The following is a 17231-nucleotide window of genomic DNA, read 5'->3' on the forward strand; positions in this document are numbered from 1 at the left end:
TAAAAGTTATCATACTAAAACGCGCTTAAAATTAAGCCTTATTGTTTAAGAAAATCGCTTTTTAATGCAAATAAAATGCTAAAATGCCATGATTTAAAAAGAATTTAAGGCAATGATTGAATAAATTTAATCTTCGCACATGTTTTCTAACCCTTTTTTTTAGCGGGTATTCTAAAAAAGCTCCTGGAACGATAGGGAGTTTAGTAGCGTTGTTGCTAGGCTTACCCGTTTTAATTTTTTCAGCTAACACTTTGTTTTTAGTGGCAATTTTCATTGGACTTATCGCTATCGCTCAAATAGATAAAGAAGAAGAAGAGAGTAAGATCCATGACAGCTCTTATATTGTGATAGACGAATTAGTGGGCATGTGGCTGGCGATGGCGATTAGCGGGTTATCGTTAGCGGGCGTGGTTTTGAGTTTTATCTTTTTTAGGATCTATGATATTACTAAGCCCTCACTCATTGGCACAATAGACAAAAAAGTTAAAGGGGGCTTAGGGGTTGTGGCTGATGACGCTTTAGCGGGTGTTTTAGCCGGATTGAGCGCGTTATTAGCCATCAATATTTTGGGATTTTTTAACATTAAGTTTTAATTTTAAGAAAATTCAAAAGCCTTTTTTTAGGTAAAATAGATAGACTTGATTGCAATCGTTTCTAGGGAGTTTGATCGTGGAGTTTTGCGTTTTATTTGGTGGGGCGAGTTTTGAGCATGAAATCAGCATTGTGAGCGCGATCGCACTTAAAGGAGTGTTAAAAGATAGGATTAAATATTTTATTTTTTTAGATGAAAACCATCATTTTTACTTGATTGAAGAATTAAACATGCATTCAAAATACTTCGCTCAAATCAAAGAAAAAAAATTACCCCCCCTAACCCTCACGCGCAATGGCTTGCTTAAAAACTCGTTTTTAGGCGCTAAAACGATAGAACTGCCTTTAGTGATCAATCTTGTGCATGGGGGCGATGGCGAAGACGGGAAGTTAGCGAGCTTGTTAGAATTTTATCGTATCGCTTTCATAGGCCCTAGGGTTGAAGCGAGCGTGCTGAGTTATAACAAATATTTAACCAAACTTTACGCTAAAGATTTAGGGGTAAAGACTTTGGATTATGTTCTTTTGAATGAAAAAAACCGCGCTAACGCCTTGGATTTGATTGGGTTTAATTTCCCTTTCATTGTCAAACCCAGTAACGCCGGGAGCTCTTTAGGGGTGAATGTTGTGAAAGAAGAAAAAGAATTGGTTTACGCTTTGGATAGCGCGTTTGAATATTCTAAAGAGGTCTTGATAGAGCCTTTCATTCAGGGGGTGAAAGAATACAATTTAGCCGGTTGCAAGATCAAAACGGATTTTTGTTTTTCCTATGTGGAAGAGCCTAACAAACAGGAATTTTTAGATTTCAAACAAAAATATTTGGATTTTTCACGCGCCAAAGCCCCTAAAGCGAATCTTTCTAACGCCCTAGAAGAACAATTGAAAGAAAATTTTAAAAAACTCTATAACGATTTGTTTGATGGCGCGCTCATTCGTTGCGATTTTTTTGTCATAGAAAATGAAGTGTATCTTAATGAGATCAACCCCATTCCTGGCAGTTTGGCCAATTATTTGTTTGATGATTTTAAAACAACGCTAGAAAATTTAGCGCAATCGTTACCCAAAACCCCTAAAATCCAAATCAAAAACTCTTATTTGTTGCAAATCCAAAAGAATAAGTAATGGCCAAACGCAGTATCGCTTATTTGGATAGCGTTTTTGACATTTCCTACACTTTTATAGACCACCATAGCCCTTTAAACGCCTTGTTTTTGCATGGCTGGGGGAGTTCTAAAGAAATCATGCAGCAAGCGTTTCAAGGCTGTTTTTTAAATTACAACCATTTGTATGTGGATTTGCCCGGATTTAATCAAAGCCCTAACGATGAAAAAGTCTTAGAAACTAAAGATTATGCTAATATCATCAATTTATTCTTAAAAAGCGTGGATAAAAAAGCACATGTCGTTTTTGGGCATAGCTTTGGAGGGAAAGTAGCGATCTTGTGTGAAAACGAACGCATTGTTTTATTGAGCAGTGCCGGGATTTTAGAGCCAAAACCCTTAAAAGTGCGTTGTAAAATCCTTTTAGCTAAAATCTTTAAAAAATTAGGCTTGAATTTAGGGTTTTTGAGGAGTAAGGACGCTATGGGGCTTAATCAAGCGATGTATGAAACCTTTAAAAAAGTGATTAGCGAAGACTTTAGCGATCATTTCAAACGATGCGAGAAAGAAGTTTTATTATTTTGGGGTAAAGATGATAAAGCAACCCCCTTAAGCTCCGCTCAAAAAATGCAAACCTTATTGAAAAGAAGCGCGTTATTCGTTTTAGAAGGGGATCATTTCTTTTTTTTAAACCAAGCAAAAGAGATTGAAAAACTAGTGGAGAATTATCATCATGCAAAGTCTTAGTTGGCTGAATTTAGCGTTTCGTTGGCTCTTTATAACAGGGCTTGGCTATTATATAATGACTTTATTGCAATGGTATCATTACAGCGTGTTTAGGATCTTAACCAAGCACCACAAAATGCGTTGGCATGGGATTTATTTCCTCTTGCCTTTAGGGGTGTTTATCCTATCGTATGCTTTCAAAATGCCGTTTATTTTTGATTTCTTTTGCGGCGTGATTCAAATGCCCATGCTCATTATCTGGGCCAAACGCAACGACAAGCCCTTAGTTTTCACGCCAAGGGTGAAGCGCTTTTTTATCTTCTTATTACTCTTTTTAATCTTGCATGAAATCTTAAACACAGAATTAGCCCCTTTGAATGGGATTTCGCTCGCGCTAGGCTGTTTGTGTTTGTTTATATTCGTTTTAAGCGCTTCTTTAATCTTTGAAAAAGTCTTATCCAAGCAGTATTTGCAAACCGCTAAAGACAAAATCGCTTCTTTAAAGAATTTAAAAGTCATCGCCATTACAGGAAGCTTTGGGAAAACCAGCACTAAAAATTTCTTGCATCAAATCTTACAAACCACATTCAACACGCATGCAAGCCCCAAAAGCGTCAATACCCTTTTAGGGATTGCGAATGATATTAACCAGAATTTAGACGATAAGAGTGAAATCTATATCGCTGAAGCCGGGGCAAGAAATAAGGGCGATATTAAAGAAATCACCCGCCTTATTGAACCGCACCTTGCCGTGATCGCAGAAGTGGGCGAACAGCATTTAGAATATTTTAAAACTTTAGAAAATATTTGCGAGACTAAAGCGGAATTATTGGATTCCAAACGCTTAGAAAAAGCCTTTTGTTACTCTGTAGAAAAAATCAAGCTCTATGCCCCAAAAGATAGCCCTTTAATAGACTATTCTAGCCTGGTTAAAAACATCCAATCCACTTTAAAAGGCACTTCTTTTGAAATGCTTATAGGTAGCGTTTGGGAAAGCTTTGAAACGAAAGTTTTAGGCAAATTCAACGCTTATAATATCGCTTCAGCCATTTTAATCGCTAAGCATTTAGGCTTAGAAACAGAAAGGATCAAACGGCTTGTTTTAGAACTCAACCCCATTGCCCATCGTTTGCAACTTTTGGAAGTGAATCAAAAAATCATTATAGACGATAGCTTTAATGGGAATTTAAAGGGCATGTTAGAGGGCATTCGTTTGGCGAGCTTGCATCAAGGGCGTAAAGTCATTGTAACACCGGGCTTAGTGGAAAGCAATACAGAAAGTAATGAAGCTTTAGCGCAAAAAATAGACGAGGTTTTTGATGTCGCTATCATCACAGGGGAGTTGAATTCCAAAACGATTGCTTCCAAATTAAAAACCCCACAAAAAATCTTACTCAAGGATAAGGCGCAATTGGAAAATATCTTACAAGCCACCACGATTCAAGGCGATTTGATTTTATTCGCTAATGACGCCCCCAATTACATTTAGGAAATGAACATGCAACATTTATACGCTCCTTGGCGCGAAAGTTATTTGAAAGAGAAAAATAAGAGTTGTGTCTTTTGCGAGATTTCTCAAAACCCCACAAAAGATCCAGAAAACAGAGTGCTTTATAGAAATAGCGATCTCTTTGTGGTGATGAACGCCTACCCTTATAACCCGGGGCATTTGTTGATCATTCCCCATGCGCATCAAGCGAGCGTGGAACTTTTAGATCTGAACACTTGGCTGAACATGAATAAATTAGCGCCTAAAATTTTAAAAGCGTTGTATGCTTATGGCGCTCAAGGGATCAATTTAGGTTTGAATTTGCACAGAAACGCCGGAGCAGGGATCCCTGAGCATTTGCACATGCATTTAGTGCCTAGGTTTTTAGGCGATAGCAATTTTATGAGCGTTATCGCTCAAACCAGGGTGTGCGGGATTGATTTAAATGAAACCTATCTTACCTTAAAAAACTTATTAGAAAAGGAGCTTGGTTGAAAACAAACGCTTTTAGTTTGGGTGCGCTACAATTGATTTTAATTCATTTTAGGGAGTGTCAGCGATGAAGGCGCGTGGGTTTAAGACAAAGATGCGTGGGTTTAAGATTTTTTCAGGGAGCGCTCACCCTACCTTTGGCAAAGAAGTGTCAAGGCATTTAGGCGTTCCCTTATCCAAAGCGGTGATCGGGAAATTCAGCGATGGCGAAATCAATATCCAAATCAGCGAATCGGTGCGCGGTAAGGATATTTTTATTATTCAGCCTACTTGCGTGCCTGTCAATGACAATTTAATGGAATTGTTAGTCATGGTAGATGCTTTAAGGCGCAGTTCGGCCAATTCTATCACAGCGGTGTTGCCGTATTTTGGCTATGCCAGACAGGACAGAAAAGCGGCTCCACGAGTGCCTATCACGGCTAAAATGGTCGCTAATTTGATGGAAGAAGTGGGGATTGAAAGGATCATTACGATGGATTTGCATGCCGGGCAAATCCAAGGCTTTTTTGATGTGCCGGTGGATAATTTATACGGATCTATCGTTTTTAGAGACTATATCCGCTCTAAAGCGCTCAAAAACCCTATAATCGCCAGCCCTGATGTGGGTGGGGTTACAAGAGCCAGGTATTTCGCCAATCAAATGGGGTTGGATTTAATCATCGTGGATAAGCGCCGTGAAAAAGCTAATGAAAGCGAAGTGATGAATATTATCGGCTCAGCCAAGGAGCGCGATGTGATTTTAGTGGATGACATGATTGATACCGCAGGCACGATCTGTAAAGCCGCTTCAGCCTTAAAAGAGCAAGGGGCAACTTCTGTCATGGCGTTAGGCACGCATGCGGTTTTGAGCGGGAATGCGATCAAACGCATTAAAGAAAGCGCGTTAGATGAAGTGGTGGTAACTAACTCTATCCCTTTAGTTCAAAAATGCGATAAAATCACCACCTTAAGCGTAGCACCCTTATTTGCGGAAGTGATCAGAAGGATTTATCATAATGAAAGCGTCCAATCGCTTTTCACTTAAAAAAGGAATAAAAAAGCGGGAGTGGTGGATTCTGTAGGACTTGAACCTACGACCAATCGGTTATGAGCCGAGCGCTCTGACCAGCTGAGCTAAGAATCCAAAATTCCCAAAAGATGGTTTGCTATTATATCCAAAAATATAGCGAAAAGCAAGCAGGTTTTCTAGGATTGCAAACAGGATCATAAAAGTGATAAAACTGCTCCCCCCATAGCTGAATAAAGGTAAGGGAATCCCCACCACAGGGGCTAACCCTAAAGTCATGGCGATATTCACGCTGGAATAAACAAAGATTAAAATAGAAATCCCAAGGGCTACAATCTTTAAAAACCAATCGCTGTTGCTCTCAAACAGATAAAAAAATAAATGCAAACTCAAGCCTATATAAATCGCAAAAAGCAACATAGCCCCTAGAAACCCGAAACGCTCCACGAAGTAAGCGAAGATAAAATCGCTCGTTGCAATAGGCAAGAATTTGAATTTGGTTTGTGTGCAAGCTTCTTTAGATTTGCCTAAAAACCCGCCCGATCCTATAGCGATAATGGATTGCATGACATGGTAATTAGGCTTTTCAGAAAGGAAGTCTGCGATGCGCTTTTTTTGGTAATCATGCAAGAAATGGTAAGCGATAGGCGAAGCCACTATTAAAGCGATTAAAAGAGGGAGCCACACCCTAGTCTTTAAACCCACGATAAGTAAAATCCCAAAACCCATGATCAGCACAATAAGAGCCGTGCCTAAATCAGGCTGTTTTAAAATCAAAGCCGCCGGTAAGCAAATGTAAAAACTAAGCTTTAAAAACATGCCCCAATCATAGCCCTTAAAAGGAGGCGGGTTGATTTTAATCAAATGCGCTAATAACAAAAGGATAGCGATTTTCACGGGTTCGCTGGGCTGTAAGGTGATAGAGGTAAAGGGAATGACTAGCCATCGTTGCGCCCCAAGCTTACTCGATCCCATAAAATCCACTAACGCTAATAAAATAACGCACGCCCAATAAAACACAAAGAGCCACCGATCGAGCTTCCTGAAAGGGATAAAAAACACGATCCAAAAGAGAAGAAACCCTATCGCATAATAAACCCCTTGCTTCAAGCTCAAAACCGCACTGCTCTCAAAAATCAACAAAAAAGAAACCACCAACAAGGGGATGATAAACACAAAAGGCAAAAGATCAAAATGCATCCAAATCCTTTTGTCTAATGCCATGCGTTTTTCATAACCCCTAATCTTATGGTTTTAATTTTTTGATTGTATCCAAATTGAGATAATTCTCCTTAAAGAGAGAAGTTATCATGCCAACTTCACCAGGCAAATTCACTTCGCCCGTCTCATCATTAAAGCACTTTTCTAGCACTTTCAAATACGCAAACCCAATGCCTTCTGTGATAACAGCAGCGGTTGCACCCCCTGCAACACTCCCCACAGCAGGAATGAATTTTAAAAAGCCATTAACGAGCGTTCTCCCCACTTGCGCGACTGCGGTTACGCTTAACAATCCTGCGACCAAACTCGCGCCCACAGATTTATCCAAATCCATTCCAAAAGCGTCATTCATTTTATAGATCATTCCTGCTTGAATGGGCGCAATAGCGAGCGCATCGCTAAAAGGTATGGGGATAAGCCCAACCCCTCCAGCCGCTCCTGATGCAACATGGATAATGGTTTTACTTTTATCTATCATGGCTTGTTTCCTTGCTTGGATGTTAGCTTTTTGAATCAGCAAGAAATGGTTTTGTTTGTTTTTCTTAGCGTCTATCAAGCATTTTTTCGTTTCATCTACCAATTCTTTTAAACCTTCAACAGGGACTTCAATACCTCTAAATGAAAATGCAACGGAATTGACTCTCACATAGGCTCTGACAAAACCGCCAAACCCCCACTCTTCATTGATAATCTTTTGAGCTTTTTGAACAAACTCATCGCCGGCTTTTTCTTGGGTGTTGGTGAAGACCACGATCGTTGGGATATTCCAACTTTTAGCGAAGCTTAATAACTCTCTCTCTCTTCAACCCTACCAGAGGTCTCCTTAACGCACAAATACGCCACATCAATGGCTTCTTTTTCATCAAGCGTTTTAAAAGAATCTTCCATTTCTTTTTTAATGCTTTGTATGGTGTCGTGGTAATCTTTAGCTTCAATGCCTTTAGTGTCCCACAAAATCAAGCCTTTCTTTTCATCAATGAATTTTTCAAGATGCTGAGTGATAGGCTTTCCTACGCCTGCTTTAGCGATTTCTTGACCAAATAGAGCGTTAATGAGCGAGCTTTTACCCACCCCAGTAGCCCCCATGATCAAAACATTCATCTTTGGTTTTTCCTTTTTGATGACTTCGCGCATTTTTTCCATATTCAATCCTCCTTCTTTCCCATCAAGCGTGAACGCATCGCCTAAAAACTTGTGCAAAATACCGCTCAACTTTTCATGATTTTCGTTGTTTTCCATTATAAAACCCCTTTATAAAATGATTTAAGATATAAGGCGATTGATTATAGCGTATTAAACCAACTAATAAATTAATAAATAAAAACATGATTTTTTAGGGTTTTGAGTAAAATAATGGTTTTTAAAAAAGCAAAAAAGAGTTTGGATGCAAAAAATTTTTATCGCCCTAACCGATCACAAACGCATTGATGAATTTTTAGCCAAAGAATTGCAAATTTCTAAAAACCAAGTGTTGCATTTGATTAAAGAGGGGCTAGTGTTTTGTCAAAAAAAGGGGGTAAAAAAGGGAGGGTTAGCCTTAAAAAAAGGCGATGAAATCACGCTTTTAACGCCCAAAATCGCGCCCAAACCCTTAAAAAAAGAGCTTGATTTAGAAATAGGAGTCATTTTTGAAGATGAAGATTTATTAGTGTTGAATAAGCCTCCTAATTTAGTCATCCATAAAGCCCCAAGCGTGAAAGATCCTACTTTAGTGGATTGGCTGGAATTTAAAAATTACGAGCTTTCTAATCTGGGATCTAAAGAGCGCTATGGGATTGTGCATCGTTTGGATAAGGACACAAGCGGAGGGATTGTCATCGCTAAAAACAATTTTACCCATGTTCATTTGAGCGAGCAACTCAAAACTAAAATGATGGGGCGCTACTATATCGCCTTGCTTTCAACCCCCTTAAAAGAAGAAAAAATGAGCGTGGAATGCTATTTGACAAGAAACCCCAATAACCGCCTAAAAATGGTAGCGCTCAAAGCGGCCAAAAAAGAAAAAAGCCGCTATTCTAAAAGCGAATTTACTAGCTTGCTGACTTCTCAAAATAATCTTAATTTGATAGGGGCTAAATTGTTCACCGGGCGCACGCACCAGATCAGAGCGCATTTAGAATATTTGAACAGACACATCATAGGCGATAATCTTTATGGGCTTAATCAAGCGCTTCCTAAAGAAGAAATAAGAATCATGCTGCATGCCTATTTGATAGAGTTCAAACACCCTAGAAGCGAGCAAAAACTGCGCTTTAAAGTTCCCCTATTAAAGGATATGTTAGAATACTTTAAAAAAGTTTTTGACAAGGAGAATTTAGATGAGGTCTTGGATGAAGAAAAAATACTTCACGCTTTTATTGCAAAGTAGTGTGGTATTAGCGGTTTTTATAGGGTGTTCTTCTACCAGGAATCATACTTTTTCAGCCCTTAGTAATCAAGAAAATACAGACACTAATCTTCCGGTAGTCCATTCTGTTAAAACGATTAACGATGTGAGTTCAGTGGGCTTTGAATGGCCTAAAATCGCTGATACTTATGACATTGATGGGTTTATTTTGTATCGTTTGAAAAAAGACTCCAAGCTTAAAAGAATCGCCACGATTAAAAACCCTTATGCGACTCATTATTATGATGAGGGGCTAGAAACAGAGAGTTCTTACACTTACCAACTCGCTACTTACAAGGGCGATAAAATCTCTAACCTTTCAGAGCCTGTTTTAGTGAAAACCTCTTTTATCAATCCTGTAGAAAGCGTTTTTGCAAGCCTTGAATACCCTAAAAGCGTGAAAGTCTTTTGGAGTCCGCACCCAAATCCCAGCGTTTCTAAATACATCATTCAAAGGCAGAATAAAGACGGCAAATTTTTAAATGTGGGGGCTGTGAAAAACCGCTTGTTTGTGGAGTTTTTTGATAAAGATTTAGAGGATGGGAAAAAATACCGCTACCAAGTCATTGCTGAAAATTTCATGGGGGATAAATCCAGGCCTAGCGTGATAGTGGAGGGGAAAACCAAAGATTTACCCAAAGAAATCGCTAATGTTAGAGTGAGCCAAAACCTCACACGACACATTGAATTGAGTTGGGACAAATCCCCCGAAGAAGATGTGATAGCTTATCGCATTTACGCTTCCAACAACCGCAACGATAAATACAAATTCATCGCTCAAACCACTAACACTTCCTATGTGGATAAAATAGAAAAAGACAACCTCACGCGCTATTACAAAGTCGTCGCCCTTGATAAAACGCATCTTGAAGGGGCGTTACCCAAAGAGCCTGCCATGGGTGAGACCGCTGACAGACCCGAATCCCCTATCATCACTAAAGGGACTATTCAAGACTCTTCGGCTTTCATTCAATGGGAAAATAACCCAAGTGCTAAAATAGCCACTTATGCGGTGTATCGTTTTGAAGCCAATTCTAAAACCCCTTTGCGTTTTGGGAATATCACCAAAAACCAATTCGTGGATAAGGACATGAAAGTGGGCGTGGCTTATCGCTATCAAGTGGTGAGCGTGGATAAAGATGGTTTAGAGTCGCACCCAAGCAAAGAAGTGCGTTTGTTTTTAGAGCGCTAAAAGGGTTTTAATGCCCCATTTTTTAGCCAAATTAGATTCCAAGCCTTTAGAATACCCCATAATCAAAGGGGATTTTTGTTTCCATAGGGAATTTTTAAGCTTAAAACACCCCACTAAAAGCTGTGTGTATGCGAGTTTTAAGAATGATGTTTTTTTATTGCAAAAAATCCGGCGAGCGGGTGATTTTTTGATCAAAAGCGAAAAAGCCACGCCCTTAAAACGAGAGGTTTTAAAACAAGCTTTAAGGATTTATTCGCAATCTTTTGAAGTCATTTCGCATAATTTGCAAGAAAATTCTAAACATGCGAGCCAAAAAAAAGCCCTTGATTTAGAAACTTTTGAAGACTTTATCCACAACAATCAAGCCCCTATTTTAATAGAAATTGGTTTTGGGAGCGGGCGGCATTTGATAGAATTAGCCAAAAACAACCCCACTAAAACATGCTTAGGGATAGAGATTCACACCCCCTCTATCGCGCAAGCGTTAAAGCAAATTGAATTGCTAGATTTAAAAAATCTGCACATCTTGCAAGGCGATGGCCGTTTGGTTTTAGAGAGCATGCCAAATTATAAGTGCGAGAAAATTTTTGTGCATTTCCCTGTGCCATGGAATGAGAAAAAACACCGCCGGGTGCTAAGCGAAAAATTTTTAAACGAAGCTTTAAGGGTTTTAAAGTCTAAAGGGTTTTTGGAATTACGAACCGATGATAGCCTTTATTTTGAAGACAGCCTAAAATTAGCCCTAAAAAATTTTCAATGCGAGATAGAAATCAAAAAAAACGCTCAAATACCGGTTATCAGCAAGTATGAAGCGCGTTGGAATAAACTCAAAAAAGATATTTATGATTTAAGAATTTATTCTTTAGAATTAAATGAAACCCCTTTTGATGACCATGCATTTGATTTTTCTTTTGATACAATAACAATTGATAAAGAAAGCGTTGGAGCGATTTTAAAAACCCCAAAAATCATCCAAGAGGGGTATTTTGTGCATGTTTGTAATATTTATGAAAATAAAGGGGATTTTTTAGTGGAATTGAGTATGGGGGATTTTGACTGGCCTGTGCGTTTGTTTGTTTTATTGGCAGAAAATCAGATTTTTTATCTCAATAAAAGCCCCTTAAAAACCTTAAACAACCACAAAGCGCATCTTTTGCTTCAAAATATCCTAATCCAAAAGGGAATTGGATGAGTGTGATCATCGCAGCGAACAATCTATGCTTACAATACCAGCAAAACGAACCGGTCATTAAACATGCCAATTTGCGCATCAAACGCAAGGACTTTGTGTTCATTTCAGGGCCTAGCGGGAGCGGTAAAAGCACGCTTTTGCGCTCGTTTTATGGGGATTTGAAGGTTTTTAGCGGTAAATTAGAAGTTTGCAATATCAACATGAACAACGCTTCAAAAGCAACGATTTTAGATTTGCGTAAAAATATTGGCGTGGTTTTCCAAGATTATAAATTGATCCAAGATTACACGATTGAGCAAAACATCAAACTGCCGATGATTATTTGTGGCGTTAAAAAAGAAGAATGCCATTTGCAGCTAGAAAAACTTTTAGGGCATATTGATTTACGCCATAAGGCTAACCGCTACCCCAAAGAGCTCAGTGGGGGCGAACAACAGCGAGTGGCTATGGCTAGGGCTATGGCGAACTGCCCTGAACTCATTTTAGCCGATGAGCCTACCGGGAATTTAGACGATTATTCTAGCGATAAAATCTGGAGCCTATTAAGGGGCATGAACACGCAATTAAACGCTACGATCGTGGTGGTTACGCACAAATTCCCTAAAAATTTTAGCGCTTATCACCGAAAATTTTACATAGAAGAGGGGGAAGTTTATGAATACTCTTAAAAAGCATTTAGCCTTTATCATTCCCCTAGTGGCGTTATTGTTTAGCTTGGAATGCGTGTTATTTATCAATCAAGCGATCGAACAGAAAGAAAAAAAATTGATTGAAGATTATTCAGTCGTGTTGGCCAGCACGCAAAAATTAGGCTTGGAATTGTTGCGTCAAAATTTTAGCGAAATCACGGCGTTAAAAGAAATTGATCCTAATTATTCTTTAGAGCCTCTTCAAAAAACTTTAGGCACAGACGGGCTTAAGGAATTAAGAAAGAATTTACCCTTTTTTTATTCTTTACAACTTTCCACATTCCCCACTCAAGAGCGTTTAGAAAACATTAAAGAAAAATTGCTCAAAATCCCTGGCGTTCAAAAAGTTGAAGTCTTTGCCAAAACTTACATGCAAGTGTATGATCTCTTAAGCTTGATTAAAGCCACGATTTATATCTTTGCGTTAGTGGTCTTTGTTTTATCGGTTTTATTGATGTTCAAGCAAGTCCGCATCTGGATCTATCAATACCATGAGAGATTAGAGATCATGGATTTATTAGGGGCTTCGGTGTCTTTTAAAAACGGGTTTTTGTATAAAATAGCTTTAATGGATTCTCTAATCGCTAGTTTTTTAGCCCCCATGTTCATGCTCTATATCACTTCGCAAAAAGGTTTTGAAAAAACAATGGATACTTTGGGTATTATAGGAGGCGCGTTTGTTTTAAACCATTTTTTATGGGGACTGCTTTTTAGCCTTGTAGTCTCATTTGTTTCTGTTTTACTTGTAGCTTGGAGGACTAGGCATGTATAAATTAGGGGTGTTTTTGTTAGCTACCTTACTATCAGCTAACACGCAAAAAGTGAGCGATATTGCTAAAGACATTCAACATAAAGAAACCCTTTTAAAAAAAACCCATGAAGAAAAAAACCAACTGAACAGCCGTTTGAGTTCTTTAGGCGAAGCGATCCGCTCTAAAGAGCTTCAAAAAGCGGAAATTGAGCGCCAAATGGTCGCCTTAAAAAAGAGTCTTGAAAAAAATCGTAATGAAAGTTTGGCGCAAGAAAAAGTCCTAACCAACTACCGCAAGTCTTTAGATCATTTGCAAAAACAGCGATCATTGTTACAAAAGAGGGTGTTTGATACGCTTTTAGAGGATTTTCTTTTTTCACAAGCCCTAAAGGGGCAGAATTTAGTCTCTTCTAATGATGTGATTTTACAAGTGGCGTTTGAAAACTTGCACCAAAACACTCTGTCTAAAATGTCGCAATTAAGCCAAGAAGAAAAAGAACTCAATACGCAGGCTTTAAAAGTCAAAAACAGCATTCAAAAAATCTCCTCTGTCATGGATGAGCAAAAAACTCGTGAATCAACCTTAAAATCCTTGCAAACCGAACAAAATAAGCTCATTTTGAGCATGCAAAAAGATTACGCAATCTATAACCAGCGGCTAACCCTTTTAGAAAAAGAACGCCAGAATTTAAACGCCCTTTTAAAACGCTTGAATATCATCAAACAAAATAGAGAAAATGAAGAAAAAGTCAGTTTGAAAAAATCTTCTCAAGCCTTAGAAGTCAAACAAGTGGCTAGCTCTTATCAAAACATCAACACCACGAGCTATAACGGGCCAAAAACGATCGCTCCTTTGAACGATTATGAAGTGGTGCAAAAATTTGGCCCTTATATTGATCCGGTTTATAATTTAAAAATTTTTAGCGAGTCTATCACGCTAGTGTCAAAAACCCCAAACGCTTTGGTGCGTAATGTTTTAGACGGGAAAATCGTGTTCGCTAAAGAAATCAACATGCTTAAAAAAGTCGTTATCATTGAGCATAAAAACGGCATCCGCACGATTTATTCTCAACTGGATAAAATCGCCCCCACCATTAAAAGCGGCATGCGGATCCAAAAAGGCTATGTTTTAGGGCGCATTGAGCAGCGCTTGGGTTTTGAAGTAACCATGAAAGAAAAACACATCAACCCCTTAGAACTCATCGCACGCAATTAAGATTTAACAAATCGTCTTTTTGCCGATATTAGCTAAAGAATTTAACAAACAAAGAAATAGTTACATTTATAGGTATGGAAAAATTTGGAGGTTTTTATGGTCAATGAAGTTCAAGGGATTGGGATTCCCGCATCTCATGCAAGCGTTCAAACAACCCCTACAAAAGAGATCAGTCGCGCAAACACTATAAACACCGTTGATGAATCTAAGACAACGATAGACCCTGATCAATACAAACCCAAGCTAGAATTATTGAGCGAGCGTTTGAATGAAGAAATGAAACGCATTGGCACGGATATTAATTTTAGTTATAACGATACGATCAAAGGGTTAGTGGTTTCAGTCAAAGACGCTAATGGGGATAAGGTGATAAGAGAAATACCCTCTAAAGAAGCTGTGGAGCTTATGCAAAGAATGCGCGATGTGATAGGCATTATCTTTGATAAAAGAGGCTAAACATTAGAGGTAAAACATGGCAATAGGTTCATTAAGCTCATTAGGGCTTGGCAGTAAGGTTTTGAATTACGATGTGATTGACAAGCTTAAGGACGCTGATGAAAAAGCTTTAATCGCCCCCCTAGACAAGAAAATGGAGCAAAATGTTGAAAAACAAAAAGCCCTTGTGGAAATTAAAACGCTCCTTTCAGCTCTAAAAGGCCCGGTTAAAACGCTTTCAGATTATTCCACTTATATCAGCAGGAAAAGCAATGTTACAGGCGATGCGTTGAGCGCGAGCGTGGGGGCTGGCGTGCCTATTCAAGACATTAAAGTGGATGTGCAAAATTTAGCGCAAGGCGATATTAACGAACTAGGGGCGAAATTTTCTTCAAGAGATGATATTTTTAGCCAAGTGGATACCACGCTCAAATTTTACACGCAAAACAAGGACTACGCCGTTGATATTAAAGCAGGAATGACTTTAGGCGATGTGGCTCAAAGCATCACGGACGCTACCAATGGCGAAGTGATGGGCATTGTGATGAAAACAGGAGGGAATGACCCCTATCAATTAATGGTGAATACTAAAAACACCGGCGAAGACAACCGAGTCTATTTTGGCTCACACCTCCAATCCACGCTCACTAACAAAAACGCCCTTTCTTTAGGACTTGATGGAGCCGGGAAAAGCGAATTGAGTTTGAATTTAAAGGGGGCTGATGGGAGCATGCATGAAGTCCCTATCATGCTAGAGCTCCCTGAAAGCGCTTCTATCAAACAAAAAAACGCAGCGATCCAAAAGGCTATGGAGCAGGCTTTAGAAAACGACCCTAATTTTAAAGACTTGATCGCTAATGGGGATATTTCCATAGACACTCTTCATGGGGGGGAATCTTTAATCATTAATGACAGGCGTGGGGGAAACATTGAAGTTAAAGGGAGTAAGGCTAAAGAGCTTGGGTTTTTGCAAACCACCACCCAAGAAAGCGATTTGTTAAAAAGCACTCGCACGATAAAAGAGGGTAAATTAGAAGGGGTGGTTAGTTTGAATGGCCAAAAATTGGATTTGGGTGCTTTAACCAAAGAGAGCAACACCAGCGAAGAAAACACAGACGCTATCATTCAAGCGATCAATTCCAAAGAAGGCTTGAATGCGTTTAAGAACGCCGAAGGCAAGCTTGTGATCAATTCTAAAACCGGAATGCTCACCATTAAGGGCGAAGACGCTTTAGGCAAGAATAGTTTGAAGGATTTGGGCTTGAGTGCTGGCATGGTGCAATCTTATGAAGCTTCGCAAGACACGCTTTTTATGTCTAAGAATTTGCAAAAAGCGAGCGATTCGCAATTCACTTATAATGGGGTGAGCATCACGCGCCCCACTAATGAGGTCAATGATGTGATCAGCGGGGTTAATATCACTTTAGAGCAAACCACAGAGCCTAATAAGCCTGCCATTATCAGCGTGAGCAGAGACAATCAAGCCATTATAGACAGCCTTAAAGAATTTGTCAAAGCCTATAATGAGCTTATTCCTAAATTAGATGAAGACACGCGCTATGACGCTGACACTAAAATCGCTGGGATTTTTAACGGCGTGGGCGATATTCGCGCGATCCGCTCTTCTCTTAATAATGTGTTTTCTTATAGCGTGCATACGGATAATGGGGTAGAAAGTTTGATGAAATACGGGCTTAGTTTAGACGATAAGGGCGTGATGAGTTTGGATGAAGCTAAATTATCAAGCGCATTAAATTCTAACCCTAAAGCGACTCAAGATTTTTTCTATGGGAGCGATAGCAAGGATATGGGGGGCAGAGAAATCCACCAAGAGGGCATTTTTTCTAAATTCAATCAAGTTATCGCTAATCTCATAGACGGAGGGAACGCTAAATTAAAGATTTATGAAGATTCCCTAGACAGAGACGCTAAAAGCCTGACCAAAGACAAAGAAAACGCTCAAGAGCTTTTAAAAACCCGCTACAACATCATGGCGGAGCGCTTTGCCGCTTATGATAGCCAAATTTCTAAAGCCAATCAAAAATTCAATTCCGTGCAAATGATGATCGATCAAGCAGCGGCTAAAAAGAATTAAAAAAACAGAGAGTTATCAATTTTAAAGGATAAAGGAACATTATGCAATACGCTAACGCTTATCAAGCCTACCAGCATAACCGAGTGAGTGTGGAATCCCCAGCAAAACTCATTGAAATGCTTTATGAAGGGATTTTAAGATTTTCCTCGCAAGCCAAACGCTGTATTGAAAATGAAGACATTGAAAAGAAGATTTATTATATTAACAGGGTTACGGATATTTTCACGGAATTGTTGAATATTTTAGATTATGAAAAAGGGGGGGAAGTGGCGGTGTATCTTACAGGCTTATACACCCATCAAATCAAAGTTTTAACGCAGGCCAATGTGGAAAATGATGCGAGTAAGATTGATTTGGTGTTGAATGTGGCTAGGGGGTTGTTAGAAGCTTGGAGGGAAATCCATTCAGATGAACTCGCCTAACATGTTATTAGATCCCTTTAAAATCGCTCTCATTAAAAAAGATTCTAAACAAGCCTTTTTACTGATAGAGCGCCTTTCTTTAGAGCAAATAAAAAGCTTGGATTTAGACACGCTTTTAAGCCTTAAGGAAATGATAGCCCAAAGCATTGAACTATTAGAAAAAGAAAAAGAAGAACTGCAATCGCAAATGCATAAGGCTAAGCAAATCCAAAAATTTTTGTCTTAGAT

18 protein-coding genes, 1 tRNA gene and 1 pseudogene are annotated in these 17231 nt (G+C 39.0%); 16 read left to right on the top strand and 4 right to left on the bottom strand.

Annotation, left to right across the window (positions count from 1 at the left end):
- Positions 1 to 116: 116 nt before the first annotated feature.
- From H7N67_RS02645 to H7N67_RS02670, 6 genes are all read left to right on the top strand, one after another.
- Positions 117 to 593, top strand: coding sequence for a phosphatidylglycerophosphatase A family protein (locus tag H7N67_RS02645; RefSeq protein ID WP_187938963.1), 477 nt, complete (start codon positions 117 to 119; stop codon positions 591 to 593).
- Positions 594 to 669: 76 nt separating this feature from the next.
- A complete protein-coding gene (locus tag H7N67_RS02650; RefSeq protein ID WP_187939027.1) occupies positions 670 to 1713 on the top strand; it encodes a D-alanine--D-alanine ligase in 1044 nt (347 codons plus the stop codon).
- Complete coding sequence (gene estV / locus H7N67_RS02655) at positions 1713 to 2438, top strand: lipase EstV (RefSeq protein ID WP_001129378.1); 726 nt, start codon at positions 1713 to 1715, stop codon at positions 2436 to 2438. Before H7N67_RS02650 ends, estV begins: the two co-directional genes overlap by 1 nt.
- Complete coding sequence (locus H7N67_RS02660) at positions 2425 to 3906, top strand: Mur ligase family protein (RefSeq protein ID WP_187938964.1); 1482 nt, start codon at positions 2425 to 2427, stop codon at positions 3904 to 3906. Before estV ends, H7N67_RS02660 begins: the two co-directional genes overlap by 14 nt.
- A gap of 9 nt (positions 3907 to 3915) precedes the next feature.
- Positions 3916 to 4401, top strand: a complete 486-nt coding sequence (locus tag H7N67_RS02665) for an HIT family protein (RefSeq protein WP_187938965.1) — start codon at positions 3916 to 3918, stop codon at positions 4399 to 4401.
- 64 nt (positions 4402 to 4465) lie between these two features.
- Positions 4466 to 5422: a ribose-phosphate pyrophosphokinase gene (locus H7N67_RS02670; RefSeq protein WP_269566001.1), complete on the top strand. Its 957-nt coding sequence runs from the start codon at positions 4466 to 4468 to the stop codon at positions 5420 to 5422.
- A 22-nt stretch (positions 5423 to 5444) separates the two neighbouring features.
- Here H7N67_RS02670 and H7N67_RS02675 read toward each other — a convergent pair.
- The 4 genes and pseudogenes from H7N67_RS02675 to H7N67_RS02690 form a co-directional block, all read right to left on the bottom strand.
- Positions 5445 to 5521: transfer RNA gene (locus H7N67_RS02675), tRNA-Ile, on the bottom strand.
- On the bottom strand, positions 5483 to 6628 hold the full coding sequence (locus tag H7N67_RS02680; protein WP_187939028.1) for an FtsW/RodA/SpoVE family cell cycle protein: 1146 nt from the start codon (positions 6626 to 6628) through the stop codon (positions 5483 to 5485). The genes H7N67_RS02675 and H7N67_RS02680 overlap by 39 nt, the downstream gene beginning before the upstream one ends.
- 22 nt (positions 6629 to 6650) lie before the next feature.
- A pseudogene (locus H7N67_RS02685) lies at positions 6651 to 7427 on the bottom strand (YcjF family protein); the annotation flags it as partial.
- The gene (locus H7N67_RS02690) at positions 7409 to 7864 is read right to left on the bottom strand and encodes a GTPase (RefSeq protein ID WP_187938967.1); all 456 of its coding nucleotides are present in this window, start codon (positions 7862 to 7864) and stop codon (positions 7409 to 7411) included. The gene H7N67_RS02690 and the pseudogene H7N67_RS02685, both read right to left, overlap by 19 nt.
- Positions 7865 to 8009: 145 nt before the next feature.
- On the opposite strand from H7N67_RS02690, the gene H7N67_RS02695 reads away from it, so the two are divergent.
- The 10 genes from H7N67_RS02695 (at position 8010) to H7N67_RS02740 (ending at position 17229) form a co-directional block, all read left to right on the top strand.
- Entirely contained in the window at positions 8010 to 8993 is a 984-nt protein-coding gene (locus tag H7N67_RS02695) for an RluA family pseudouridine synthase (protein WP_187938968.1), read from the top strand.
- Positions 8956 to 10203 (top strand): fibronectin type III domain-containing protein, encoded by a 1248-nt coding sequence (locus H7N67_RS02700; RefSeq protein WP_187939029.1) that lies wholly within the window; start codon positions 8956 to 8958, stop codon positions 10201 to 10203. The genes H7N67_RS02695 and H7N67_RS02700 overlap by 38 nt, the downstream gene beginning before the upstream one ends.
- Before the next feature lie 10 nt (positions 10204 to 10213).
- Entirely contained in the window at positions 10214 to 11395 is a 1182-nt protein-coding gene (trmB, locus tag H7N67_RS02705) for a tRNA (guanosine(46)-N7)-methyltransferase TrmB (RefSeq protein ID WP_187938969.1), read from the top strand.
- Complete coding sequence (locus H7N67_RS02710; protein WP_000111090.1) at positions 11392 to 12063, top strand: ABC transporter ATP-binding protein; 672 nt, start codon at positions 11392 to 11394, stop codon at positions 12061 to 12063. Before trmB ends, H7N67_RS02710 begins: the two co-directional genes overlap by 4 nt.
- Complete coding sequence (locus H7N67_RS02715; RefSeq protein ID WP_187938970.1) at positions 12050 to 12856, top strand: FtsX-like permease family protein; 807 nt, start codon at positions 12050 to 12052, stop codon at positions 12854 to 12856. The genes H7N67_RS02710 and H7N67_RS02715 overlap by 14 nt, the downstream gene beginning before the upstream one ends.
- The gene (locus H7N67_RS02720; protein ID WP_187938971.1) at positions 12849 to 14051 is read left to right on the top strand and encodes a murein hydrolase activator EnvC family protein; all 1203 of its coding nucleotides are present in this window, start codon (positions 12849 to 12851) and stop codon (positions 14049 to 14051) included. The genes H7N67_RS02715 and H7N67_RS02720 overlap by 8 nt, the downstream gene beginning before the upstream one ends.
- A 96-nt stretch (positions 14052 to 14147) precedes the next feature.
- Positions 14148 to 14507: a FlaG family protein gene (locus H7N67_RS02725; RefSeq protein WP_077641825.1), complete on the top strand. Its 360-nt coding sequence runs from the start codon at positions 14148 to 14150 to the stop codon at positions 14505 to 14507.
- Positions 14508 to 14523: 16 nt separating this feature from the next.
- Positions 14524 to 16581 (top strand): flagellar filament capping protein FliD, encoded by a 2058-nt coding sequence (gene fliD, locus H7N67_RS02730; RefSeq protein ID WP_187938972.1) that lies wholly within the window; start codon positions 14524 to 14526, stop codon positions 16579 to 16581.
- Between the two features lie 41 nt (positions 16582 to 16622).
- Positions 16623 to 17003: a flagellar export chaperone FliS gene (gene fliS, locus H7N67_RS02735; RefSeq protein ID WP_001199081.1), complete on the top strand. Its 381-nt coding sequence runs from the start codon at positions 16623 to 16625 to the stop codon at positions 17001 to 17003.
- Positions 16990 to 17229, top strand: a complete 240-nt coding sequence (locus H7N67_RS02740; RefSeq protein WP_187938973.1) for a hypothetical protein — start codon at positions 16990 to 16992, stop codon at positions 17227 to 17229. The genes fliS and H7N67_RS02740 overlap by 14 nt, the downstream gene beginning before the upstream one ends.
- Positions 17230 to 17231: the final 2 nt, after the last annotated feature.

It is taken from the genome of Helicobacter pylori (assembly GCF_014498195.1).
In the GTDB taxonomy this organism is placed as follows: Bacteria; Campylobacterota; Campylobacteria; order Campylobacterales; family Helicobacteraceae; genus Helicobacter; species Helicobacter pylori_DO.

Coding starts and splice junctions, on each gene's coding strand:
- estV (WP_001129378.1), top strand. CDS start 1,713: ATGGCCAAACGCAGTATCGCTTATTTGGATAGCGTTTTTGACATTTCC.
- H7N67_RS02660 (WP_187938964.1), top strand. CDS start 2,425: ATGCAAAGTCTTAGTTGGCTGAATTTAGCGTTTCGTTGGCTCTTTATA.
- H7N67_RS02665 (WP_187938965.1), top strand. CDS start 3,916: ATGCAACATTTATACGCTCCTTGGCGCGAAAGTTATTTGAAAGAGAAA.
- H7N67_RS02670 (WP_269566001.1), top strand. CDS start 4,466: ATGAAGGCGCGTGGGTTTAAGACAAAGATGCGTGGGTTTAAGATTTTT.
- H7N67_RS02680 (WP_187939028.1), bottom strand. CDS start 6,628: ATGGCATTAGACAAAAGGATTTGGATGCATTTTGATCTTTTGCCTTTT.
- H7N67_RS02690 (WP_187938967.1), bottom strand. CDS start 7,864: ATGGAAAACAACGAAAATCATGAAAAGTTGAGCGGTATTTTGCACAAG.
- H7N67_RS02695 (WP_187938968.1), top strand. CDS start 8,010: ATGCAAAAAATTTTTATCGCCCTAACCGATCACAAACGCATTGATGAA.
- H7N67_RS02700 (WP_187939029.1), top strand. CDS start 8,956: ATGAAGAAAAAATACTTCACGCTTTTATTGCAAAGTAGTGTGGTATTA.
- trmB (WP_187938969.1), top strand. CDS start 10,214: ATGCCCCATTTTTTAGCCAAATTAGATTCCAAGCCTTTAGAATACCCC.
- H7N67_RS02710 (WP_000111090.1), top strand. CDS start 11,392: ATGAGTGTGATCATCGCAGCGAACAATCTATGCTTACAATACCAGCAA.
- H7N67_RS02715 (WP_187938970.1), top strand. CDS start 12,050: ATGAATACTCTTAAAAAGCATTTAGCCTTTATCATTCCCCTAGTGGCG.
- H7N67_RS02720 (WP_187938971.1), top strand. CDS start 12,849: ATGTATAAATTAGGGGTGTTTTTGTTAGCTACCTTACTATCAGCTAAC.
- H7N67_RS02725 (WP_077641825.1), top strand. CDS start 14,148: ATGGTCAATGAAGTTCAAGGGATTGGGATTCCCGCATCTCATGCAAGC.
- fliD (WP_187938972.1), top strand. CDS start 14,524: ATGGCAATAGGTTCATTAAGCTCATTAGGGCTTGGCAGTAAGGTTTTG.
- fliS (WP_001199081.1), top strand. CDS start 16,623: ATGCAATACGCTAACGCTTATCAAGCCTACCAGCATAACCGAGTGAGT.
- H7N67_RS02740 (WP_187938973.1), top strand. CDS start 16,990: ATGAACTCGCCTAACATGTTATTAGATCCCTTTAAAATCGCTCTCATT.